This is a genomic window from Haloferula sargassicola, assembly GCF_040362925.1.
GTDB classification, from domain to species: domain Bacteria; phylum Verrucomicrobiota; class Verrucomicrobiia; order Verrucomicrobiales; family Akkermansiaceae; genus Haloferula; species Haloferula sargassicola.
The window spans coordinates 155,459-179,164 of record NZ_BAABRI010000002.1; the positions used below are offsets into that span (position 1 = coordinate 155,459).

Genomic DNA, 23,706 nt, shown 5'->3' on the forward strand with positions numbered 1-23,706 from the left:
CGCCTCAGTTCGTTCACTTCTCCTCCACCACGTGCACGCCGTGGGGGTTGATCTTGGAGACGTAGATCTGGTTGCCGAGCGGGACGGCGTCGAAGACCTTGCCGATCGCCTTGGCCACCTTGTTCGCGCTCTCCTCGCCCTCGCACAGGGCGAAGACCGACGGGCCCGCGCCCGAGATCGAGAAACCGAGCGCCCCGGCGTTGATGGCGGCGTGCTTGGCCTTGTAGAAATCCGGGATGAGCTTCTGGCGGCGCGGCTCGGCGATGACGTCGTGCAGCGAGCGGGCCATCAGGCCGTAGTCTTCCTGAATGATGCCGCACAGCAGGCCGCCGAGGTTGCCGATCTGCTGGGTGGCGTTGATCAGCGGGATGTCCTTGGGCAGGATTTCCCGCGCGACCTTGGTGAGGATCTCGATGTCCGGATGGACGACAGCCGCCCACAGATCCTTCGGCGGGGCGAGCTGGGCGATGTCGAGTTCCTCGTTGCTGCGGATGAAAACGATGCCGCCCAGCAGGCAGGGCGCGACGTTGTCGGCGTGCCAGGCGCCGTCGGCCGAGGCCTCGCCGGCCATGGCGAAAGGGAGGAGCTGCTTTTTCGTCAGCGGCTTCCCGATCAGGCAGTTCACGGCGTAGGCGCCGGCGACGGCCGAAGCGGCCGACGAGCCGAGGCCCGAGCCGAAGGGCATCTTCTTGTGAATCTCCATCTCGATGCCGCGGTCGGTCATGCCGAGGTGGCGCAGCAGGTCCAGCGCGGCGACGCCGGCGGTGTTCTTTTCGGCAGCCTTGGGCAGCTTGCCTTCGTCGCCGGTGATGGCGGTGAGGTGCAGGCCGGGTTTTTCACAATGGCGGACGACCACCTCGTCGCCGGGCGAGTCGATGGCGAACCCGAGCACGTCATATCCGCAAGCCACGTTGGCGACGGTGGCGGGGGCGAAAACGCGCACTTCCTGAACGGCTTCCTGAATCATGGGGCGCGGGAGTTAGCAGGCGGCCCGGGGATTGTCGAACGCGGGTTTTTGGGGGAATGACGGGCTGCCGGGAGCGGGTCGCTGGATGGATAGGATGCTCAGGATGAATGGGATGGGATTTGCGGTCGGGAATCGGGTCGGATCCATCCGTTTTATCCCATTCATCCTGCTCTCCCACGCCCTCGTAGCCCGTCTGTTCTTGAGAAAAATCCCTTGCGAACCGGTCTCAGGAAGGCTTAGTCCGGGGTCGTGATCCGTGGATTGTTCGCATGGTTGATGATGTTCGGCGTGTTCGCCGGGCTCGCCGTGCGTGCGCTGCCGGAGCTCCAGGAAATGGCGCACCATCATGGCGTGTGCCACCACGAGACCCCATCCGATGCCCTCGTGGACGGTCATGACCATGGCAAGACCTGCGATCACGACCACACCGGGGATGGCAACCCGCATGTCCCCTGCCATCACCATCACGATGGCTGCTGCGGCTCGCCCCTGAATCTCTCGGCCGAATACTTTGCGGCCGTGAGCTTGTCTCCGCCCGGCGGCTCGTTGCTGGGCGTGGGCCTGCATCATGACCGGATGCCGGACCCGCCGGTGTTCGAGGAAGACGCTCCGCCGTTGATCTGAGGCGCGATTTTTTCGTGCCGCGGTCCCTCCTTTCAAAAGGACCGCCCTTGATTCCGTGCGCCCCTCTCGGGGAGTCGCCGGACCCTTTGGATCAACTGGTTTCCGTCTTCATGAAGTATCTCCCATTTTTGCTCTATCTTTCCCTGTGCCCGTTGTGGGCTGAACCCGGCGTCGTGGTGACGCTCGGGTCCGTCGGCTCCCGCGTCCGCGCCGACAATCCCGACCTCGCCGCAGCCAACCTCGCCATCAACGAAGCCACCGGTCGCGCCCGCCAGGCCGGCCGGCTGGAGAACCCGGAACTGGAGGTCGGCTTCCAGCACAACGACCGCTTTTCCGAGCGCAGCTTCGAAGTCGGGCTGAGCCAGCGGTTTCCGGTCACCAACCGGCTGAGCCTGGAGAAAAACCTCGGCTCGACCCAGATCCAGTCGGCCCAGCGCGAGGTCGCGGAGGTGGCCAACCGGCTGGTCGGCGAGGCGCGCGCGGCGGTGGTCGAGGTGCTGGCGCTGCGCGGCCGCGGCGAGCTGCTCCAAAAGCAACAGGGCGTGTCGCGGGAGCTGGTCGATTTCACCTCGGAGATCGCGGACAAGGGCGAGGGCTCGGTGCTCGATGCCGGCCAGGCACGGCTGGCGATGTCGAAGTTTTCGACGGAAATCCGGCGCCTCGCGGCCGAGGAACAGCGGGCGGTCGGTCGGCTGAAACCGCTGCTCGGCATGGCGCCGGGTGAGTCGTTGACGGTGTCGGGCTCCCTGCCGGAGATGAGCCTGCCGGCAGGCATGGATCCCGAGGGTCGGCCGGCGATCGAGCTGGCAAGGCTCGCCGTGCTGGAGGCCGAGCAGCAGGCGGCGCTTGAGCGGACGAAGCGCTACGGCGACGTGCAGGCGGGCTTTTTCGCGGGTGCCGAGCGCAAGGTCGATGCTCCGGAGCCGGCGGAAAAAGAGGCGATCGTGGGCGTGAAGTTCACCATCCCGCTGCCGTTCTGGGACAAGAACGAGGGCAACATCGAAGCCGCCGAGGCGCGGGCCGAGCGCAAGCGCAAGGAGCTGGACGCGCTCGGACAATCGATCCGCCTCGAGGCCGAGGCGGCGCGCAACGAAATGCTCGAGTGGGCGAAGCTGGCCCGCGAGGTCGAGAACGAGCTGCTGCCGCAGGCCGCGGAGCAGACCGACCTCGCTGAACAGGCATGGCGCAACGGCCAGGGCGACCTCTTCACCGTCCTGCGCTCCCGCGAACAAGGCCTCGAGCTGGCGGCGGCCCGGCTCGACGCCCTGAAAAACTTCCACCTGGCGCGCGTGCGCTACCGGACCGCCCTCGGTAATCCTTGAGACGATGACCCCCCTTTCTCCAACGCAGCCATCAACCAGCACCGAGTCTCTCCAACAGATCGTCTACCTGTTTTCGGAGAGGTTCGAGATGAAGGGTGACGATGTCCCACAGGGTGTCCCAGTTCACATCGAAGTAGTCGTGAACCAGAATGTGCCGGGTGCCCTCGATCTTTCGCCACGGGATCTCCGAATGGGCGGTCTTGAAGTCTTTCGAAATCTTGAACGCCGCTTCACCGATGATCTCCACCTGTTTCAGCAGAAAAAAGCGGACGACCTCGTCGGCCTCGAAATCGGACCGCCCGGACGGGAGGTGCCGGAAGGCGGCGTCGATGGCATCCCGCATGTCCCTCAGCCGCTCTTCGGTCGTTCTCATAGCGGGACGAGATCCCGCTCAATGCTGCCCCGCAGTCGCGCACGCATCAGTGGCTGGTCGGTGATCAGGTCGATCTTGCACCCGAGCAGCGCCTCGAGGCCCTCCTTGAGGTCCAGCATGAAAAACGGATCACTGCCCGGTTTCCGCCGAACCAGGAAATCGATGTCGCTGTCCGGCCGCTCGTCGCCACGCGCGACCGAGCCAAAGAGCTTGATGCTCTCGATCTCGAACTTCGCCGCCAGCGCGAGGATTTCCTCGCGATGCCGGTTCACCAAATCCCGCTTGGGCATGGCCGAGCCTAGCCCGGCCGTTTTCCGACCTCAATCTTCCGTTTCATCCCCTTGCCTCCTGTTTTCATGAAGAACATCATCTATTTCCTGCTCGCCGTCTCCGCCCTCGGCCAGGACTCCAACACCGTCATCCTCGACGAAACCGCGGTGAAGAACCTGCGGCTGGAAACGGTCGTCGCCGAGGAGCGCGACTTCGAACGTACGGTGTTCGCCGTAGGTCGGGTCGAGGAAATCCCCGGCAACCGGTATTCCGTTTCCTCCCGGATCTCCGGCCGGGCCATCGAGGTGAACGCCTTCATGGGCGAGCAGGTCACCGAGGGCCAGGTACTGGTGCGCGTCGAGAGCCGCCAGCCGGGCAACCCGCCGCCGACCATCGAGCTGCGCGCGCCGCACGACGGACTGATCACCGCCTCTCACGTGCTGAAAGGCCAGCCGGTCGAGCCGGACAAGGACCTGCTCGACATTTCCGACCGCTCCGAGCTGTGGGTGGTCGCCCAGATCCCCGAGCAGATGGCGGCGGGGATCGGCAAGGGTACCAGCGCACGCATTCATTTCCCCGCGCTCGGCGGCGAGCCGGTGACCGCCGAGCTGCTGCGCTTCGGGGTGCAGGCGAACCGCGATGCGGGCTCGGTGGAAGGCGTCTTCCAAGTGCCGAACGAGGACGGACGCCTGTTGCCCGGCATGCGCGCGGAGTTCGAGATCGTGGTGGATACGCGGCCCGGCGTGCTCGCGATTCCCGAGACGGCGGTCCAGGGCGATCCCGCCTCGCGGGTCGTGTTCGTGCGCGATTTCGACCTGCCCAACGCCTTCGACCGCGTTCCGGTGGTGCTCGGCGAAAAGGGAGGCGGCTGGGTCGAGGTCCAGGAAGGGCTTTTCCCCGGCGATGAGGTGGTGACACGGGGCTCCTACTCGCTCGGCTTCGTCGGCGGGGCCAGCGGGATGTCGCTGAAGGAGGCGCTCGATGCCGCCCACGGCCACGAGCACAACGAGGACGGCTCCGAGATGACCGCCGAGCAGAAGGCGGAGCATGATCATGAGGACGGCGACCACGACGACCACGCGGAAGCCTCCTCCGCGCCCGGCTGGGTGCTGTGGTTCGCGATCTCGGCGAGCATCGCCGCCCTGGTCTTCGCGCAGCTCTGGTGGAACTCCCAACGGAAGGAAGCCTGATGCTCAACCAACTGATTCGATTTTCCCTCGCCCAGCGCGGTCTCGTGCTCGCCGTGGCGGTGGTGTTGCTGGTGTTCGGCATCAAGAAGACGACCGAGATGCCGGTCGACGTGCTGCCCGACCTGACCAAACCGACCGTGACCTTGCTCACCGAGGCCAAGGGCTACGCGCCCGAGGAGGTCGAGACGCTGGTCACCATCCCGCTCGAGAACTCGCTGATGGGCGTGACCGGCGTCGACCGGCTGCGCTCGGTCAATGACATCGGGCTGTCGCTGATCTTCGTCGAGTTCGACTGGGGCACCGACATCTACAAGGCGCGCCAGTTCGTGCAGGAGCGGCTGATGGGCACCTCCGAGACGCTGCCCGAGGGCGTCACGCCCTACATGACGCCGGTGACCTCGCTGATGGGCGACATCATGCTGGTCGGCCTGCGCGACACCACGGGAAACATCGCGCCGCGAGACCTGCGGGAGACCGCCGACTGGGTCGTGGCCCGGCGTTTGCAGTCGATCAAGGGCATCGCCGAGGTGCTGGCCATGGGCGGCGGCGTGAAGCAGCTCCAGATCCAGCCCGACCCCGAGCGGATGCTGCTCCACCAGGTGACCTACGAGGACATCCGTAGTTCCGCCGCGGAGGCCGTCGGCAACACCACCGGCGGCTTCCTCACCGAGCGGCCGCAGGAAATCATGGTCCGCAACCTGGCCATGACCACCGCCCCGGACGTCATCGGGGAAACGGTCGTCGCCTACCGCCAGGACCGGCCGGTGCACATCCGCGATGTCGCCAAGGTGCAGTGGGACATCGAGCCGATGCGCGGCGATGCCGGCTTCGGCGTGGCCGATGGCACGCCCGACGACGAAGGCAACCTCGCCCGCCGCGGCGTCATCCTCAGCGTGCGGAAATCGCCGGGATTCAACACGCTGGAGCTCGACAAGGAAGTCCGCGCCGCGCTCGACGAGCTGCAGGCGACCATGCCCGAGGGCGTCGAGCTGACCCCGCTCTACCGCCAGGCGGACTTCATCCACCTCTCGATCGACAACCTCATGGAAGCGCTCCGCGACGGTTCGATCATGGTGGCGGTGGTGCTGTTCCTCTTCCTGCTGAACTTCCGCATCACGCTGATCACGCTGACCGCGATCCCGCTTTCGCTCGGCATCACCATTCTGGTCTTCGACCTGATGAATCTGAGCGTGAACTCCATGACCCTCGGCGGCCTCGCGGTGGCGGTGGGCATGGTGGTCGATGATGCCATCGTGGACGTGGAAAACGTCTTCCGAAGGCTGAAGGAAAACGCCAGCCGCACGCAGCCGCTGCCGAAGCTGGAAGTCATCGCGCGCGCCTCCGCCGAGGTCCGTTCGTCCATTCTCTATGCGACCATCCTCATCATCCTCGTGTTCCTGCCGTTGATGGCGCTGAGCGGGGTCGAGGGCCGGCTTTTCACGCCGATCGCCATCGCGACCATCGTCAGCATGGCGGCCTCGTTCGTCGTCTCACTTACGGTGATTCCCGTACTAAGTTCCTTCCTCCTCAACCCGAAGCCCGGCAAGGACCATGGCGACTTCATCTTCGTTCGCTGGCTGAAGGCGGCGTTTCGTGGAACCTGGATGAAACTGGCCCTGTCCCAGCCGCTGCTGGTCATCGCCATCACCGGCGTGCTCGCGTGGCTGAGCTGGATCGCCTACTCGGAGATGGGCCGCAATTTCCTGCCCGCCTTCCGCGAACCGACGGCACTGGTCGCCACCACGCTGAGTCCGGGGACCTCGTTGAAAATGACGACCGAGCTGGCCGACACGGCCGAGGAACGATTGCTGCGGATTCCGGGAGTGAAAACCGTCGGCTACCGCGCCGGCCGGGCCGAGCGCGGCGACCACGTGGTGCCGGTTTCGACGGTCGAGTTCGACATCGAGTTCGACGAGTCGTCCGGCCGCACGCACGCGGAGGTCATCAATGACATCCGCGAGACCATGAAGGGCATCCCCGGAACCTTCAGCGCCATGAGCGGGCCGCTGGCCGACCGTATCGGCCACATGCTCAGCGGCGTGTCGGCCAAGGTGGCGGTGAAGGTTTTCGGCCCCGACCTCAATGAGCTGCGGCGGATCGGCGACGAGATCGTCGGCGTGGCCCGCGAAATCCCCGGCCTCGAGGAAGCGCGTGGCGAGCAGCAGGCACCGGTGGCGCAGCTCCGCATCGAGCCCGACCCCGAGCGCGCCGCGGCCTACGCGGTCACGCCCGGCGCGCTGACCTCGGAAATGGCCAGCCTGATGGGCGGGGAGAAGGTTTCCGAGACCTACGAAGGCGTGCGGGTGTATGACCTGGTCGTCCGCTTGCCGGAGGAATGGCGCGAGAATCCGGAGCGGCTGGAGAACTTCTACGTCGACACCAAGGACGACCAGCTGGTGCCGCTCGGGTCGGTGGCGGACATCCGCATGGCCAGCGGCCCGAATAACATCCTGCGCGAGAACTCGCGGCGGCGCTTCGTGGTGCAGATCAACCCGACCGTCAGCGACCTTGTTTCCGCCGTCGATCGGCTGAAGGCCGAGGTGGCGGAAAAGGTCGACCTGCCGGAAGGCTACACGATTTCCTACGAGGGCGAATACCAGGCGCAGAAGGAGGCGTCGCGGACGATCCTGGTGATGTCCTCGGTGATCCTGCTGGTGGTGATGGTACTGCTTTACTCGTACTTCCGCAGCCTCCGCTTCGTGCTGCTGGTGCTGACCATCATCCCGGTCTCGCTGATCGGGGCGGTGCTCTACACCGGGAGCACGCTGAACAACGTCAGCATCGCCACGCTGGTCGGCTTCATCGCCGTGGCCGGCATCGCGGCGCGGAACAACATCATGCTGATCTCGCATTACCTGCACCTCATGCGGCACGAGGGCGAGGTCTTCAGCCGCAAGATGGTGATCCGCGGCACCGAGGAGCGGCTGGTGCCGATCCTCATGACCGCGCTGTCCGCCGGCCTCGCGCTGGTGCCGCTGGTCCTGGCCTCGGAGAAACCCGGGAAAGAAATCCTGAATCCGGTGGCGATCGTCATCGTCGGTGGTTTGGTGAGTTCGACCCTGCTCGGGCTCGCCGTCACGCCGGCACTCTTCTTCCGCTTCTGCCGCCGTGCGGCGGAAAAAGCCCTCGAACGCAATGCGGCCGCGGCCGCCTGAATCTAAAGACAAACGACCATGAAAACCAAAATGATCCTCGCCGCCTGTGCGGCCCTACTTTCCCCGCTGTCCCAAGCCGAAGAACCTCATCACCATGAGAAAATCACCGCGCCGAACGGCGGCCGCGTGCTGACCTCGGTCGAGCCGCACCTCGAGTTCTACCGCATGGACGACGGCAAGGTGAAGATCACCGCCGTGGACGACGATGGAAAGGTCCGGCCGATCGGCGACACGGAAGTGACGGTGACCGGCGGCGAGCGCTCGAAGCCGACCCGGCTCACGTTTTCCAAGAACGGCGACGCGCTGATCTCCGACAAGGCGTTTCCCGAGGGCAAGAGCCTGCCGGTGGTGGTGCGCATCAAGACGTCCGCCGATGCCAAGCCGGTCTATGAGCGCTTCAGCCTGAACCTGGCCACCTGCCCCGAGTGCGAGCATCCCGAGTATGCCTGTTCCTGCGAGCACGATCACGACCACTGATGGGGCACAATCACCACCACGATCATGGCAGCGAGGGCAACCTGAAGGTCGCCTTCTTCCTGAACGCGGCCTTCACGGTGGTGGAGATCTTCGGCGGGCTGTGGACGAACAGCATCGCCATCCTCGCCGACGCCCTGCACGACGCGGGCGACACCGCCTCGCTCGGCCTCGCATGGTACTTCGAGCGCATGTCGCGCCGCGGGCGGACCTCCCGGCACACCTACGGCTACCGGCGTTTCCGCCTGCTGGGCGGGCTCATCACCGGGTTGGTGCTGCTGGCCGGGCTGGTCACGGTGCTGTGGCAGGCGGTCGATCGGCTGAGGTCGCCGGAAACGGTCAACGCCCCCGGCATGATCGGGCTGGCGGTGCTCGGGATCGTCGTCAATGGCGCGGCGGTGCTGCGGGTGAAACGCGGCTCCTCGCTGACCGAGCAGGTCGTCAGCTGGCACTTGCTCGAGGACACGCTTGGCTGGGTGGCGGTCCTGATCGGCGCGGGCGTGATGGCGATCTGGGACCTGCCGATCATCGACCCGTTGCTGTCGATCGGCATCTCGCTTTTCATCCTGTGGAACGTCGGCCGCAACCTCTGGCGGGTGATGGCGGTGTTCCTTCAGACCACGCCCGATTCCTTCGACCCGGATCGTTTTGAAACCGATCTCCGTGAGCGGGCGAAGGTCGAGGACGTGCATCACCTGCACGTCTGGTCTCTCGATGGGGAAAAGCACGTCCTCACCTTCCACGTGGTGATGGCCGGGGATGCGACGCGTGGGGAAATCGTGGCGCTCAAGACCTGGGTTCGGGATCACCTCGACGACGAGGATTTCCCGCACGTGACGGTGGACGTGGAGTTGGCCGGGGAATGCTGCGTTTCCGCCGATGGAGTCATGCATCCTTCACCGGAGCACGGTGCATAACGACGTGCCCGGCTCGGATCGCGCCGCCTGAACCAAGCAAACTCAAGGACTTCGGGCGTGGCATGAGGTCTGCCAGATGTCTGCTGGGCATCCCGCCCGCAAACCACAACTCCACCAAGCCATGATTGAAGATCTGAAAGCACTCTATTTCGACCAACTCCGCGACCTCTACAGCGCGGAAACCCAACTGATTGAAGCCTTGCCCAAGATGGTGCTCAAGGCCTCCAACTCCGACCTGAAGGACGCCTTTTCCGACCACCTTGAGGAAACCCGCGGACAGAAGTCCCGCCTTGAGGAAATCTGCGCCCGGCATGGCATCGCGCCGGAAGGCGAGACCTGTGACGCCATGAAGGGCCTCGTCAAGGAGGCCGAAAAGCACGGCGAGGAAACGCCCGGGGGCCCGGTCCGCGATGCGGTCCTGATCGCTTCGGCCAACCGCGTCGAGCACTACGAGATCGCCGGCTACGGCACTGCCAAGTGCTATGCGGACATCCTCGGCTTCGACGAGGACGTGAAGCAGCTTGACGAGACGCTCGATCAAGAGGGTGCCGCCGACAAGAAGCTGACCAAGCTCGCCACCGGCAAGCTCCTGCGCGACGGCATCAACGAGGAGGCGCTGGCCTGATCCGGATTTTGCGCCATGAATCGAAGGGCGGCATCCTGCGGGGTGCCGCCCTTTCGTGTGTTGACGGGTTTGAACTCGCCAGTCGTGGGGCGGACTGTTGGATTGGGTGCGGGTGGAAATCGTCAAGACGCTGCTGAAGGTCGTCGTCATCGCCTTCGTTTATCTCGGCATCGGACCGGCGCTCGGTTTCCTGATGAAGGGAAGGGACAGGTGGCGGCGATTCCTGCTCGGCTTCATGGCCTTCGAGCTGGTGCGGCCGCCATCGGACTTCACTTTGATGCTCGACTCGATCGAGACCTACCGCGGGCACACCAAGGGTTTCGAATTCAACTTCCTGGAAGCCATTGCGATCGGCTTCGCGCTGGCGGCCTTGCTGGAGAAGCGGAAGGACTTCCGCTGGTTTGCGCCGGGGCTGTGGGTTTGGTTCCTGTGGATCGGGGCCTCGTTGGTGTCGGTGGTGGCGGCGCTGGAGCCGCTGTATGTCTTCATGCCCGCCTTCAAGTTCGCCAAGATGGGCTTCATCTTCGTCGGCGTGTTCGCGGCGCTGCGCGGGGAAAAGGACGTGCTGGCGATGATGCGAGGCTTCGCGATCGCGCTGCTGGTGCAGGTGGTGATCTGCCTGTGGGGGCGATACGTGCAGGGCGGCTTCCGGGTGATGGGCTGGTTCGAGCACCAGAATCCGATGGCGATGTGGTCCTACTTCGTCGCCTTCCCGCTATTGGCGCTGGCGATTTCGAAGGAGACGAAAATGAAGGACGTGTGCCTGTTTTTCGCGGCCTTCGGGGCGGCCGGGCTGGTGGTGGTGCTGTCGGTTTCCCGGGCCTCGCTGGCGGCGTTCGGGGTGGGCTCGGCGCTGGTGATGCTCGGCTCCTTCGTCCACGGATTGACCATCCGGCGGGTGTCGCTCGGCCTGGCCGGGGCGGTGGGTGGGGTGCTGGTGCTGGCGATGGCGGCGGACACTTTCATGGAGCGGATGGACGAGGACAGCACGCCGGAGAACGACCTGCGCTTTGCGCTCAACAACCAGTCGAAGGCGATGCTGCACGATCATCCGCTGACAGGCATCGGCTGGAACAACTACGGCCTCGCGAACAGCCGGCCGCGGGGCTTGGAATACTCGCGCGTGCTGGAACGCTGGGAGGAGAACCGCGGCCGGCGCATCTACCCGGAGATGTTCCGGAAAAACCCGCTGACCGAGAGCCTTTACTGGCTGATGCTGGCGGAAAACGGCGTGCTCGGCTTCGGTGCTTTCATGCTTTTCGTGGGGGTGACGATGTTGTTCGGGACCCGCGCGACGTTCGCGTTCTGGAAAACCCCGCTCGGCTTGGTGCTGATGGCGGTCACGATCTCGCTCGGCATCACCTATCTCCACGGCCAGGTGGAGCGGGTGCTGACGCAAACGAAGAACCTGACCACGTGGATCATCTTCTGTGCTCTCGTTTCGCGGGCGGAGTGGTGGCGGCGCCAGGCGAAGAAAGCCGGCACACCGAAAACGCTCCCGACCTGATGGCCCGCTGCCACGCCCGGGCGTAAGTTTTGCCGGGTCCGCTCCGTCCTTTTCCGGGATGCGATGGTTTCATGGATGCCTCATGGCCGCCGGCCTGGCGCTGCCCGCCGGGGCGCGGGTGCCCTTCAAGGTGACGGTGATCGACAAGGAGAACGGCTGGCCGGTCCCGCTGGTGCGGCTGACGACCACCAGCGACGTCGAGTTTTACACCGACAACGCCGGCGTGGTGGCCTTCGACCTGCCGGAATTCATGGGCACGGAAACCTGGCTGCATGTTTTTTCCCACGGCTACGAGGTGGCGGCGGATGGTTTTGGAAACCGGGGCCAACGCGTGACGCCGGAGCCGGGCGGGGCGGCGACCATCACCATCGAGCGCAAGCAGATCGCCAAGCGGCTAGGCCGCTTGACGGGTGCGGGCCTGTTCGCCGAATCGCAGAAGCTGGGCGAGTTCGAAAAATGGCAGGAATCCGGCCTGACCGGGCAGGACACCGTGCAGCTCACCCGCTACAAGGACCGGCTGTTCTGGTTGTGGGGCGATACCAACCTGCCGGGCTACCCGTTGGGCTTTTTCGACACCTCGGGGGCGACCACGTCGCTTGACCCGCTGATCTCGCTCGAGCCGCCGACGGGGATCAAGTACGACTACTTCCGTAGCAAGGAAGGCAAGCCGCGGGGCGTGGCGAAGATGCCGGGTGACGGCCCGACCTGGCTTTCGGGCTTCGTTTCCCTGCGCGACGCCCGCGGACGCGAGCACCTGGTGGCGACCTACGCGAAGATCCGGAATCAGCTCGAGCCCTATGAATTCGGCCTGGTCGAGTGGAATGACCGCGCGGAGAACTTCGAGCAGGTCCTGGTTTTCTGGGAGAAGAAGGGGGACGAGAAAGGCCCGCCGAAACCCTATCCGGACGGCCATCCGCTGATCTGGAAGGACAAGCAGGGCAAGGAATGGCTGTATTTCAACGGGCCCGCGGACTTCCGCTGCCCGGCGACCTACGAGGCGTGGAAGGACCGCTCGACGTGGGAAAAGGTGGAGAGCTCGAGGATGCTGGACACGGTCGATGGCGAACGCATCGAGGTGGCCTCGGCCTCGGTGGCGTGGAACGAATACCGCCGGCGCTGGGTGATGGTCGTGCAGCAGAAGTTCGGCAAGCCGTCGGGCTTTGGCGAGGTGTGGTATCTGGAGGGCGACTCGCCGGAGGGCCCGTGGGGACCGGCGGTGAAGGTGGCCACGCACGAGAACTACACGTTTTACAACGTGCAGATCGACTGGCAGCTAAGCGACCCGAAGACGCCGGTGCTGTTGTTCGAGGGGACCTACACCCACACCTTCAGCAGCAATCCGGTCAAGACGCCGCGCTACGATTACAATCAGGTGCTTTACCGGCTGGACCTCGACGATCCGGCCCTGAAGAAAGCGCAACAGAACTGAGGCATGAAAACGATGGGATTACTGGCCGCCTGGATGGTGGCGGGCACGGCGCTGGCGGAGGTGACGATCGATCCGCCCTTCGCCTCGCACATGGTGCTGCAGCGCGGGGTGCCGATCGAGCTCTCGGGCACGGCCGCTGCGGGTGCCGGGGTGAAGGTCACGATGGGCGCGACCACCGCACAGGCCACGGCCGACGAACATGGAGCTTGGCGGGTGAAACTGGGTCCGCAGCCGGCGGGCGGGCCGATGGAGATCGTCGCGCGCGATGGCGGCGGCGAGGCATTGCTGGAAGACGTGCTGCTCGGGGACGTGTGGCTTTTTTCCGGCCAGTCGAACATGCAGATGGGCCTCGATGAGGTGATCGGGGGCCCCGAGGCGATCACCGCGGCGGGGTCGAACCCGCAGGTCCGCGTGCTCTCCATGCCGAAGGCGGGATCGCCGGAGCCGGTGAGCGACATCGGCGCGGAGTGGCGGAGCTGCACGCCGGAATCGCTGACCAAGTTCTCGGCGGTGGCGTGGTTTTTCGGCAAGCACCTGCGGGATGACCCGAAGCTGGACGGCGTGCCGCTGGGATTGATCGACAGCAGCTTCGGCGGCACGGCGATCGAGGCCTGGACGCCGCCGGGGACCCTGCCGGAAATCCCGGCCGATCAGGTGAGCGGGTCGATGTTCGGCATTCCGGCGTCGGAACTCTTCAACCGCATGATTCACCCGCTGACCGCGCTGCCGGTGAAAGGCGCGGCGTGGTATCAGGGCGAGGCGAATGCCGGGCACCCGGGTGTGTATGACGAGCTGCTGGAAAACCTCATTAGCCGCTGGCGGGAGGCCTGGAGGCAGCCGGACCTGCCGTTTTTCGTGGTCCAGCTCCCGGCCTTCGAGGGCACCATGGGCGGGCTCGATTTCGGCTGGCTGAGGGAGGCGGAAACCCGGGCCTGCGAGGCGACCGAGCGGGCCTGGCAGGCGGTGAGCTACGACACCACCGATGGCTCCGACCTGCATCCGTGGGAAAAGGAGGAGATCGGCCGGCGGATTGCCCTGATCGCCCGGCGTGAGGTTTACGGCAGCGAAGTGGTGGCGCACGGGCCGCGCTTCGAGGGCGTGCGGGTTGAGGGAAAGTCGCTCGTTTTGAGTTTCGACCAGGCGCTCAAGACCACCGACGGCGAGCCGGTCCGCGGCTTGGCGGTGGCGGGAAAGGATGGGGATTTCCGCTTCGTCGAGGGTCGCGTGGAAAAGGAGACGGTCGTCCTCACGCCGGACTCGATGTCCACCCCGCCGCAGGTTCGTTTCGCCTGGGGCGGGCTGCCGGACGCGAACCTGGTGAACGAAGCCGGCCTGCCGGCGGTGCCGTTCCGGACCGATGACCTGCCGCCAGCGTCGCTCGCCTTCCAGCCGGAGCCGACCGTTTACCGGATCGAAACGCCGGGCTATTCGCTGGAGACCGGCCGTGGAGGTTCGGTGACGAGCCTGGTGACCGGAGGCAAGCAGTTCATGTCCCACGAACCGGGCGGCGGCACGAAGATCCCCGGCGGCTGGGGACCGCGCAATCTGGGCAAGCTCACCCTCACCGGCCCCAACCGCATGACCTTGTCGGATGGCAGGGCGGTGCTGGAATTGGCCTGTGCGGAAAACGCCATGACCTGGACGCTGACCAATCCGGACAAGGACGCGTTCGAGTTCCGCATCGCGATCGCCTCCGAGGTGCAAGTGCAGGCCGGAGAAACGCTGCGGCTATCGCGGGACGGGGCCGGCTTCGAGCTGCGCGGAGTGACCCGGACCGATGGCCACACGCTGGTGGTCGAAGTTCCCGGCGGCGGGACGCGCGAGCTCAGCTGGACCGTGAGGCCCGGCCGGTGACGACCGCGGAGCGCTCAGTGGAGTTTTTCCAGGTAGCGGCGCTGGGCGAAAGTCAGGTAGTCCAGCGCCTTGTCGCGGTCTTTGCGGAACCACGCGTTGACCTTGGTCGATTGCTCGGCGCTGAGATTGATTTTCGCCACAGCTGAGTCGAGGAGCATGCGCTTCTGGTCGGACGAGGGAGCTTTCCGGTAATCGTCCTCCTCGAAGCGCGCGGTGCCGGCCCGCCGGTCGCGGGCGGGCAGCCAGGTCTTGTCCGCGCAATCGACGGCGCGGGCCTTTTCGATCAGGTCGACGGTGGAAATACGGGAAGCATCGTAGGTGAGCCGAACCACCTCGTGGCCGTCGAGGTAGCCGGCCTCGGTCGTCAGGACGCCCTCGATGCGGCCGAGCTTTTCCTCGCCGCTCCAGAAACAGCCCATGGCGAAGACGGCCTCGGCGGGCGGGTGACCGGCGGCCATGAGCTTCAGCTCCTCCGGCACGGGCCGGCCGGCCTTTTCCAGGGCGGCGACCATGCGCGGGGCGAGTTCCTCGGTCGACCACACCCGGTCCTTGCGCGGGATGAGGTCCGTGCCACCGGCATCGAGGAAACGCACGACCTGGTAGTTCCAGGCGGGCTCGTCGTAGCGCTCGCGGATCTCGCCTTCCTTGCCGCCGACATTGTTGCGGACGAGGACCGGGACGAAATCCGACTCGATGATCCGGACCAGCCGTTCGTCGCCGAGCACGTCCTTGCCGAACTGCTTGCAGCCCGAGCAGCCGGGCACCTCCTGAAACAGCAGGAACACCGGCTTGCCGGAGTCCCGAGCGTCGGCGAGCGCGGCATCGAAGTCGCGCCGCCAATCGACCTTGCCGGTTTCCACGGCCGTCGTTTCCGCCGGCGCGGTGCAGGCGACGAGTGACGCAAAAAGGAGAAAAGCAAGCCAGCGCATGCTTGTGAGACGGATATCCGTGGGTTTTTATTCCACTCAACCACCCGTCTCCACGAACTGCCGCGCCCATGGAAATCTACCGGAAAGGGGAATGGATCAGAGGGTGGGATCGAGGAGACTCGTCCGACGCCGCGCCGGCCACCGGCCCCGGCGCCTGCCAATGCCATGACGCCCCGACACGTTTACCCGCTCCTCCTGTTGGCCGCCGGCACGCTTCTGCCGGCGGGCGGCCAGGTGGTGATCAATGAAATCCACTACGATCCCGCCGATGAAACGAGCCGCGCGGAGTTCGTCGAGCTGCTGAACACGGGCGACGCGGCGGTCGATCTGTCGGGATGGCAGCTGGCGGACGCGGTGGATTTCACCTTCGCTGCCGGGACCTCGATTCCTGCGGGCAGCTTCCTGGTGGTGGCGGAGGATCCGGCCACGCTGCTCGCGGTCCATGGTGCCGCGGCCGTGGGTCCTTGGGAAAAGGGGCTCAGCAACGAGGGAGAAACCGTGACGCTGATGGACGGGGCCGGGACGGTGATCGATGAAGTCAGCTACCAGGCCGGCTTTCCGTGGCCGACCGGCGCCCGCGGTGGTGGCGGTTCGATGGAGCTGGTGAATCCGGCGCTCGACAACGACCTCGGCGGTTCCTGGCGGACCTCCGGCTCGCCGCCGGTGCCGCCGGAAAACGTGACCTACGTGCCCGCCGCCAGCACCGGCTGGCATTTCCGCAAGGGCTGGTCGGAAGCCTCCTCACCCGTCGATCAATGGCGCGGGACGACCTTCACGGAAGACGGGAGCTGGCTCCTCGGCCGGGCGTCGATCGGCTATGGCGATGGGGATGACAACACCGAGCTGTCCGACATGCGCTACGGTTATACCACGGTTTATCTGCGGCACACCTTCACGGTCGATCCCCAGAACATTCCGTCCTCGCTGACCTTGCGGATCTACGTGGACGACGGCGCGGTGGTATGGATCAACGGCACCGAAGTTGCGCGGGTGCATGCGCCGGCGGGTGAGCTCGCCCACGACGCGACCGGAGAGAACCATGAGGCGGGCTGGGAAGAAATCACCCTGCCGCAGACGAACCGGATCCTGTTCGGCGGGACCAACGTGTTGGCGGTTCATGCGTTGAACCAAGCGGCCGACAGCTCGGATTTCTCGATCGATGCCGAGCTGCGGACACCGGACGCCTTGGCCGCATCGGCAGAGCCCACGCCTGGCAGGGCGAACTCGTCGTTCTCCGCGGTCGTCCCGCCGCAGGTTCGGCAGGTGGAGCACTCACCTCAATCTCCGGCGCCGGGCGAGGCGGTGGTGGTCACCGCGAAAATCACCGACCCCGATGGCGTGGGAGCGGTCGCGCTGCGCTACCAGGTTGTCGAGCCGGGGCACTACATCCGGCGGACCGATCCCGCATACGAGACGGAATGGACCGAGCTGCCGATGACCGATGACGGCACCGGCGGCGACGCGGTGGCGGGGGACGACGTCTACACGGCGACGGTGCCGGGCACGGTCCAGGCGCATCGCCGCCTCGTGCGCTACCGGGTGATCTGCGAGGATGGCAACGGGACGCCGCTCACGGTGCCGTATCCGGATGACGAACAGCCGAATTTCGCCTGGTTCGTGTATGGCGCGTTTCCCGATTGGACGGGTTCGTTCAAGCCCGGTTCCGGCACCCGTCGGTTCGGCGCGGAGATGATGGATGATCTTCCGGTGTATCAACTCATCGCCGATGAAACGGATGTGACGAACTCCCAGTACAATGGTGGCTTCGATGGCGTCCACATGACCGGGACGCTGGTTTACGACGGGGTGGTCTATGATCACGTGGAGTTCGAGAACCGCGGCGAGGGCTCGACCTATGTCGCCGGGAAAAACAAGTGGCGCTTCCATTTCAACCGGGCGCGGAGATTGCAGGCGCGCGATGACCGGGGCCGCAAGTATGCGTCGAAATGGACCAAGCTGAACCTCAATGCCTGCGCCTCGCCGTGGGCCGCGGTGAACCGCGGCATGGCGGGGCTGGATGAAGCGGTTTCGTTCCGGCTCTACGGGCTGGCCGGCGTGCCGAGCCCGCGGACCCACTACCTTTCCTTCCGCGTGGTCGATGCCGAGGACGAGGTGAACCGCTTCGACCCGTATGACGGCGACCTGTGGGGACTCTATCTGGCGGTCGAACAACCGAACGGGTCCTATCTCGACGACCGCGGGCTGGCCGATGGCAATGTCTACAAGATCGAGGGCGACAACGGCGACAAGAAGGAGCAGGGAGACACGCAGACCACCGATTCATCGGATTGGACGTCCTTTCACAACGCCTCCAACTCGGCGCAAACCGAAGCGTGGTGGCGGACCCATATGGACATGCCGGATTACTACTCGATGCGGGCAATGAACCGCTACTCGGGCAATGTGGATATCCGCTTCGGCTACAATCATTACTTCTACCATGAGCCGACCACCGATCGTTGGGTGGTGATGCCGTGGGACCTGGACATGATGTTCATCGCGGAAACCCACCAGGCCGGGGTGATCCGGCAGCAGAACTCGATCCTCAACCACCCTCAGCTCGCGCTCGAGTTCCGCAACCGCTGCCGGGAAATCCTCGATCTGATGGCGACCGACGCCTCGCCCGTGGGCGGACAGATCGGGCAGCTGCTCGACGAATACGCACAGATCGTGAATCCGACCGGCCAGACCGACACCTGGGCCGACCTCGACGCCTTCCTTTGGAACTACAACCCTCGTACCAACGGCGACCCGGACAGCCACTTCGGGCAGACCAACCACAAGGGGAACTTCTTTTACTCGCCCTACACCGACTCACGTTTCGGTGGAAACTATGTGCGCACCCTGGTATCGCAGGATCACGAGGGATTCGTTCGGCATATCACCGACTACCTCACGGACACCTATCCCGGCGCGAACTGGTCCGCGGGAAACGGCGTGCCGGCGGGGTATGGATTTGAGTATCTCAAGGCGGAGGCGGCGGATCCCTCGATCCCCGCGACGCCGACGCTCGCCGACACGGGGGATCCGGAGCATCCGGTGGATGCGCTGAGTTTCCAGAGCGGCGCGTTTTCCGATCCGAACGGCAACGGAACCTTCGCCGGCATGCGTTGGCGGATCGCGGAAATCGCCGCGCCGGGAGTGGGGTATTTCGAGGTCGGCCAGCCGCGGCTTTATGAAATCCAGACGGTGCACGAGGATGCGTTCACCACCTTCGCCGCGGACTACACGCTGCCGGCCGGCATCGCGGTGCCCGGCCACACCTACCGGGTGCGGGTGCAGCACGTCGATACCAGCGGGCGGACGAGCCACTGGTCGGACCCGGTCGAGTTCACGGCCAGCGGGGCGGATGTCGACCTGCTGGCGGAGAACCTGGTGGTGTCCGAGATCATGTATCACCCCGCGGATCCGACGGGGGACGAGTTGCTGGTGGCGGACAACGATGGCGAGTTCGAGTTCCTCGAGCTGCTGAATGTTTCGGAAACGGAGACGCTCGATCTGTCGGCGCTGTCGTTCACGGATGGGATCGAGTTCGACTTTTCCGCAGCGGCGATCACCACGCTGGCGCCCGGCGGACGGCTGGTGATCGTGAGCAACCTCGCCGCCTTCGAGGCGCGCTATGGCAGCGGCCTGCCGGTCGCGGGTGAGTATGGCGGAGCCCTCAGCAACAGCGGCGAGGCGCTCGAGGTCTCCTATGCGCTGACCACGCCGGTGATCGGGTTTTCCTATGATGATGGCGATCCGTGGCCGACCGAACCGGACGGCGGAGGCGTGTCGCTGGTGCTGGTGGATCCCACCTCGCATCCGGATCCCGCGCTGCCGGAGAGCTGGCAGGCGGGCGCGATGGTCCATGGCACGCCGGGCGCGGGCGAGGCCCTGACCTTCGCCGCATGGAGTGCCGGCCAGTTCAGTGCGGCGGAGCTGGCCGATCCGGCGATTTCGGGGCCGGAGGCCGACCCGGATCATGACGGACTGGCGAACCTGCTCGAGTTCGCGCTTGGGACCACGGCCACCGTTTCCGACGCCTCCGGTACGGTGGTGGGCAGCGTGGTGAGCGATGGCGGCGAGGACTACCTGGCGCTGGGTTTCCGCCAGCGGAATGGCTCGGAGAACCTCGCCTACTCGGTCGAGCGCTCGGAGGATCTCGGCAGCTGGGCGCCCGCGGGCGGGATTGAGATTTCCCGATCCGATCTGGGCGATGGCTTCGACGCGGTGGTGGTGCGGTCCGGTGTCGCGCTCGCGGGCGGGCCCGAGTTCCTCCGGCTGAAGGTCGTGGAACCCTGATTTGTAGCGGGTTTCCGGGAAAATCAGATCACCACTGGCCAAGCGCGGCCGGGCGTGTTACGGGCTCGGACCTGCCCATGAGTGACGAAAAGACGCGCGCCAGCTTGCCCGACTGGATGAGAAGCAAGCTGAGCGACGAGCAGCGTTTCCTCGTCTTGTGCGTGGTGGGCGGCCTGCTGTGCGGGCTGGCGGCGGTGGCCTTCCACCTGACCATCCACCACATGTTCGACTGGCTGTGGGAAACGGCGCACTCGCAGCCGAAGCCGGGCTTCATCGCCATGATGCTCGGCGCGCCCACCCTGGCGGGCCTCGCGGTCGGCGTGGGGGTCCGGTTTTTCGCGCCCAATGCGGCGGGCAGCGGCATCCCGCAGACCAAGGCCGCCTACTACAACAAGGGCGGTAAAATCTCCAGCCGCACCGGCGTGTGGCGGTTCTTTCTCGGTGCGCTTTACGTCGGCCTCGGCAACGCGCTCGGTCGCGAGGGCCCGACCGTCCACATCAGCACCGCCATCACTTCGCGCATCGGCCGCTGGGCTTTCCGCGATCCCACCCGCGTGCAGTCGATGGCACCCGTCGGCATGGCTGCGGGCATCGCCGCCGCCTTCAATGCGCCGCTATCCGCGCTGACCTTCGTGTTCGAGGAGCTGCTCGATAACTTCTCGATGAAGGCCCTCGGCGGCATGGTGGTCGCGGTGGTGCTGGCGGCCGCCGTTTCCCGCACCCTGCTGGGCGAGGACCCGGTGCTCACGGGCAAGATCGGCGATTTCGAAACCTCGTGGTGGATGCTTGTCGCCCTGCCGGTCGGTCTGGCCTCGGGCCTGATCGGGCACGCCTTCGTCTGGGGCACGCTCACCCTGCGGGAGTTCTTCAACGAGCGCCGCTTCCTGCCCTCGTGGATGCGGCCGGCCATCGGCGGGCTCGCCTGCGGCATCCTCGGCCTGACGGCATATTTCATCACCCAGCACATGGGCGATGCCAACCACTCGGTGTTCAGCATCGGCTACGACGGCCTGGTCGCCGCGTTCGAGGACCGCCTTACCGTCGGCATCCTCGCCACGCTGCTGGTGATGAAGTTTCTCACCGTCATCCTCAACTACGCCAGCGGCGGCTCCGGCGGATTGTTTTCACCCACCCTCTACTTCGGCGGCATGCTCGGCGGCCTGATTGGCGCGGGCCTGGCCGACCTCCAGCACCTCGGCGACTGGATCCCGATGTTCCCCACCGACGACAAGGTCATCGGCGGCTGCGTGCTGCTCGGCATGGGTGCCATGTTCGCGGCCGTCGTGCGCTGTCCTTTCACCTCGCTGATCATTATTTTTGAAATGACCGGCAACTACTCGCTGATCCTGCCCCTCATGGCGGGCAACATGCTCGCCTGGCAGATCGCCAAAAAGCTGCAACCGGTCAGCATCTACAACGCGCTGCTGCTGCAGGACGGCGTGACGCTGCGCCGCATGCCCGCCTACCGCGGCGCGCAGGATTACCGCAAGCTGCCGGTCAAGGTGATCATGAGCCACGAACCCTTTGTCATCCAGGCCGGCGAATCCACCGCCTCCGCCGTCAAGCGGATCACCAAGGAATCCAAGCGCTTCCACGCCTATCCGGTGGCGGGACCGGAGGGTGAACTGCGCGGCGTGATCACCCTCCACGAGCTGGAGGAAAATCCCGACACCGCCGCCGTGTCGGAGCTGATGGAAGGCCAGCGCCTGACCAGCGTGACCATCGAAACCTCCATCCGCGATGCCGCCAACCGCATGATCGCCCGCGACATCCAGCAAGTCCCCGTGGTCAGCGCCGCGGATCCCAGAAAGCTCCTCGGCTGGCTCACGCTCAACGACATCGCCCGCCAGCAGAATGCCGCGGAGGAGGTCTAGGGAGGGCCGGCAAGCCGCCCGCCCGAGCGACCGCCTGCACGGCAAGGCCCGCTGTGCTTCCTCTTGATTCCCTCCCCACCTCGCCGATTGGGTGAGGCACCGCATGGATGCCTCCCATTTCCAACTCTGGCTCACCTTCGGCGTCCTCGCCGCGGTCTTCGTCTGCTTCATCCGCGAATGGCTGCCCACCGAGCTGGCCGCGCTGGCCGGCATGGCGGTCCTCATCGCTGCCGGGATCCTCGGGGAAAAGGAAATCTCCGGCGTGTTCTCGAACTCCGCCCCGCTGACCATCGGCGCCATGTTCGTGCTCGCCGGCGCGCTGACCCGCACCGGCGCGATCGACTGGATTGCCGACCGCTTCATCCGCTGGGCCGGCACCTCGATCACCCGCGTGCTGCTGGTGCTGGCCCTGATCGTGGTCCCGCTCTCCGGCTTTCTCAACAACACCCCGGTGGTCGTCGTTTTCCTGCCCGTCATCATGGCCTTCTGCCGCCGCTCCGGCATGCGCGCCAGCAAGCTGCTCATCCCGCTGTCCTTCCTCAGCATCCTCGGCGGCACCACCACCCTCATCGGCACCTCCACCAATCTGCTGGTCGCCGGCGTCGCCAAGGCCTACGACCAGCCGCCCTTCGGCATCTTCGAAATCACCGGCCTCGGCGCCATCTATGCCGTCATCGGTTTCCTCTATCTCTACTTCGTCGGCCGTCACCTGTTGCCGGACCGCGACACCGTCAGCAGCCTGCTCGATGCGGAGGATACCCGACAGTTCTGCAGCGCGGTGGAAATCACCGAGGGCTCCCCGCTGGCCGGCGAGCGCCTGATCGAGTCGCCGCTCTTTTCCGAGAAACATCGCACGATCGTCTATGAGGTCGCCCGCCACGGCCGACGGGTCGAGGACATCCCGCTCGACGCCCTCGTCCTTCAGGAGCGCGACATCCTGTGGTTCCGTGCCACTCCCAAGATGCTCGCCCAGATCCGCGAAACGAAGGGCGTGCAGATGGTCCATGAAATGGTGGGCGACCCGGATGCGGAAGAAGAGGAAGTCAAGACCGTCGAGGCCATCATCGGCCCGCGCAGCTCGCTGATCGGGCGCTCGATCCGCGAGTCCGGCGTGCGGCGGAAGTTCGGCGTGGTCGTCGCCGCCGTCCATCGCCGGGGCATGAACCTTTCGCAAACCTACCAGGACATCCGCCTGGCCTTCGGCGACACCCTGCTGCTCGAAGGTCCCGTCCACAACCTGCTCCGGCTCCAGCGCGAGGACGATTTCCTCAGCCTCAACGAGACCTCGGTCGCCGCCGTGCGGAAATCCCGCGTGCTGCTCGCCACCGGCATTCTGCTCGCGGTCGTGCTCGCCGCCGCCACCGGGCTGGTCTCCATCACCGCCGCGGTCCTGGTCGGGGCCGTGGCTGCGATCCTCACCCGCTGCATCGACCTGAGTGAGGCCTACGACAGCATCGAGTGGAACATCCTTTTCCTCATCTACGGCATGCTCGGGATCGGTCGTGCCATGAAGGTCACCGGCGGAGCCGAAATGCTGGCCGGCCTCACCGTGGCGGCCATGGAGCCCTACGGCCCGCTTGCCATTCTGGCGGCGATATATCTGCTATCCTCACTGCTCACCGAGGTTGTTACCAACAACGCCGTCGCCATCCTGCTCACCCCGGTGGTGATCTCGATCGCCGGTGCGCTCGATGTCGATGCGCGGCCCTTCATCGTCGCGATCATGTTCGGAGCCAGCGCCAGCTTCCTTACCCCGATCGGCTACCAGACGAACACTTATGTCTATGGCGCGGGAGGATATCGATTCCAGGACTTCGTCAAAATCGGCCTGCCCCTCAATCTGCTGATGTGGATCATCGCCGTTTTGTTGATCCCGAGGTTCTGGCCGTTTTGAGATGAGGGCGGGCCGGCT

General features: G+C 65.6%; 17 protein-coding genes. 13 read left to right on the forward strand and 4 right to left on the reverse strand.

Annotation, left to right across the window (positions count from 1 at the left end):
* Nucleotides 1-13: 13 nt before the first annotated feature.
* Nucleotides 14-967, reverse strand: coding sequence for a homoserine kinase (locus tag ABXH26_RS02220; RefSeq protein WP_353565399.1), 954 nt, complete (start codon nt 965-967; stop codon nt 14-16).
* 249 nt (nt 968-1,216) lie between these two features.
* Here ABXH26_RS02220 and ABXH26_RS02225 point away from each other — a divergent pair, with 249 nt between their 5' ends.
* Both ABXH26_RS02225 and ABXH26_RS02230 read left to right on the forward strand, forming a co-directional pair.
* The gene (locus tag ABXH26_RS02225) at nt 1,217-1,591 is read left to right on the forward strand and encodes a hypothetical protein (protein ID WP_353565400.1); all 375 of its coding nucleotides are present in this window, start codon (nt 1,217-1,219) and stop codon (nt 1,589-1,591) included.
* Nucleotides 1,592-1,701: 110 nt separating this feature from the next.
* Nucleotides 1,702-2,913 carry a TolC family protein gene (locus tag ABXH26_RS02230; protein ID WP_353565401.1) on the forward strand — a complete coding sequence of 404 codons (1,212 nt, stop codon included), beginning with the start codon at nt 1,702-1,704 and terminating at the stop codon, nt 2,911-2,913.
* A 31-nt stretch (nt 2,914-2,944) separates the two neighbouring features.
* On the opposite strand, the gene ABXH26_RS02235 is transcribed toward ABXH26_RS02230, so the two are convergent.
* Nucleotides 2,945-3,286, reverse strand: a complete 342-nt coding sequence (locus ABXH26_RS02235; protein ID WP_353565402.1) for a HepT-like ribonuclease domain-containing protein — start codon at nt 3,284-3,286, stop codon at nt 2,945-2,947.
* The gene (locus tag ABXH26_RS02240) at nt 3,283-3,576 is read right to left on the reverse strand and encodes a nucleotidyltransferase family protein (RefSeq protein WP_353565403.1); all 294 of its coding nucleotides are present in this window, start codon (nt 3,574-3,576) and stop codon (nt 3,283-3,285) included. The genes ABXH26_RS02235 and ABXH26_RS02240 overlap by 4 nt, the downstream gene beginning before the upstream one ends.
* Before the next feature lie 66 nt (nt 3,577-3,642).
* Here ABXH26_RS02240 and ABXH26_RS02245 point away from each other — a divergent pair, with 66 nt between their 5' ends.
* The 8 genes from ABXH26_RS02245 (at nt 3,643) to ABXH26_RS02280 (ending at nt 14,707) form a co-directional block, all read left to right on the forward strand.
* Complete coding sequence (locus ABXH26_RS02245; RefSeq protein ID WP_353565404.1) at nt 3,643-4,746, forward strand: efflux RND transporter periplasmic adaptor subunit; 1,104 nt, start codon at nt 3,643-3,645, stop codon at nt 4,744-4,746.
* Nucleotides 4,719-7,901 (forward strand): efflux RND transporter permease subunit, encoded by a 3,183-nt coding sequence (locus ABXH26_RS02250; RefSeq protein WP_353565405.1) that lies wholly within the window; start codon nt 4,719-4,721, stop codon nt 7,899-7,901. Before ABXH26_RS02245 ends, ABXH26_RS02250 begins: the two co-directional genes overlap by 28 nt.
* A gap of 18 nt (nt 7,902-7,919) precedes the next feature.
* On the forward strand, nt 7,920-8,378 hold the full coding sequence (locus ABXH26_RS02255; RefSeq protein WP_353565406.1) for a hypothetical protein: 459 nt from the start codon (nt 7,920-7,922) through the stop codon (nt 8,376-8,378).
* Nucleotides 8,378-9,292, forward strand: coding sequence for a cation diffusion facilitator family transporter (locus ABXH26_RS02260; RefSeq protein ID WP_353565407.1), 915 nt, complete (start codon nt 8,378-8,380; stop codon nt 9,290-9,292). Before ABXH26_RS02255 ends, ABXH26_RS02260 begins: the two co-directional genes overlap by 1 nt.
* Nucleotides 9,293-9,413: 121 nt before the next feature.
* Nucleotides 9,414-9,917 carry a YciE/YciF ferroxidase family protein gene (locus ABXH26_RS02265; RefSeq protein WP_353565408.1) on the forward strand — a complete coding sequence of 168 codons (504 nt, stop codon included), beginning with the start codon at nt 9,414-9,416 and terminating at the stop codon, nt 9,915-9,917.
* Between the two features lie 112 nt (nt 9,918-10,029).
* On the forward strand, nt 10,030-11,424 hold the full coding sequence (locus ABXH26_RS02270) for an O-antigen ligase family protein (RefSeq protein WP_353565409.1): 1,395 nt from the start codon (nt 10,030-10,032) through the stop codon (nt 11,422-11,424).
* Nucleotides 11,425-11,506: 82 nt separating this feature from the next.
* Nucleotides 11,507-12,853, forward strand: coding sequence for a glycoside hydrolase family 183 protein (locus ABXH26_RS02275; RefSeq protein WP_353565410.1), 1,347 nt, complete (start codon nt 11,507-11,509; stop codon nt 12,851-12,853).
* A 3-nt stretch (nt 12,854-12,856) separates the two neighbouring features.
* Entirely contained in the window at nt 12,857-14,707 is a 1,851-nt protein-coding gene (locus ABXH26_RS02280; protein WP_353565411.1) for a sialate O-acetylesterase, read from the forward strand.
* Between the two features lie 14 nt (nt 14,708-14,721).
* On the opposite strand, the gene ABXH26_RS02285 is transcribed toward ABXH26_RS02280, so the two are convergent.
* A complete protein-coding gene (locus ABXH26_RS02285) occupies nt 14,722-15,636 on the reverse strand; it encodes a VPGUxxT family thioredoxin-like (seleno)protein, type 2 (protein ID WP_353565412.1) in 915 nt (304 codons plus the stop codon).
* A gap of 165 nt (nt 15,637-15,801) precedes the next feature.
* On the opposite strand from ABXH26_RS02285, the gene ABXH26_RS02290 reads away from it, so the two are divergent.
* The 3 genes from ABXH26_RS02290 to ABXH26_RS02300 all read left to right on the forward strand — a co-directional run bounded on the left by ABXH26_RS02290 (nt 15,802) and on the right by ABXH26_RS02300 (nt 23,688).
* On the forward strand, nt 15,802-19,920 hold the full coding sequence (locus tag ABXH26_RS02290; protein WP_353565413.1) for a lamin tail domain-containing protein: 4,119 nt from the start codon (nt 15,802-15,804) through the stop codon (nt 19,918-19,920).
* A 116-nt stretch (nt 19,921-20,036) separates the two neighbouring features.
* Nucleotides 20,037-21,794, forward strand: a complete 1,758-nt coding sequence (locus ABXH26_RS02295) for a chloride channel protein (RefSeq protein ID WP_353565414.1) — start codon at nt 20,037-20,039, stop codon at nt 21,792-21,794.
* 103 nt (nt 21,795-21,897) lie between these two features.
* On the forward strand, nt 21,898-23,688 hold the full coding sequence (locus tag ABXH26_RS02300) for an SLC13 family permease (RefSeq protein WP_353565415.1): 1,791 nt from the start codon (nt 21,898-21,900) through the stop codon (nt 23,686-23,688).
* The last annotated feature ends 18 nt before the right edge of the window (nt 23,689-23,706 follow it).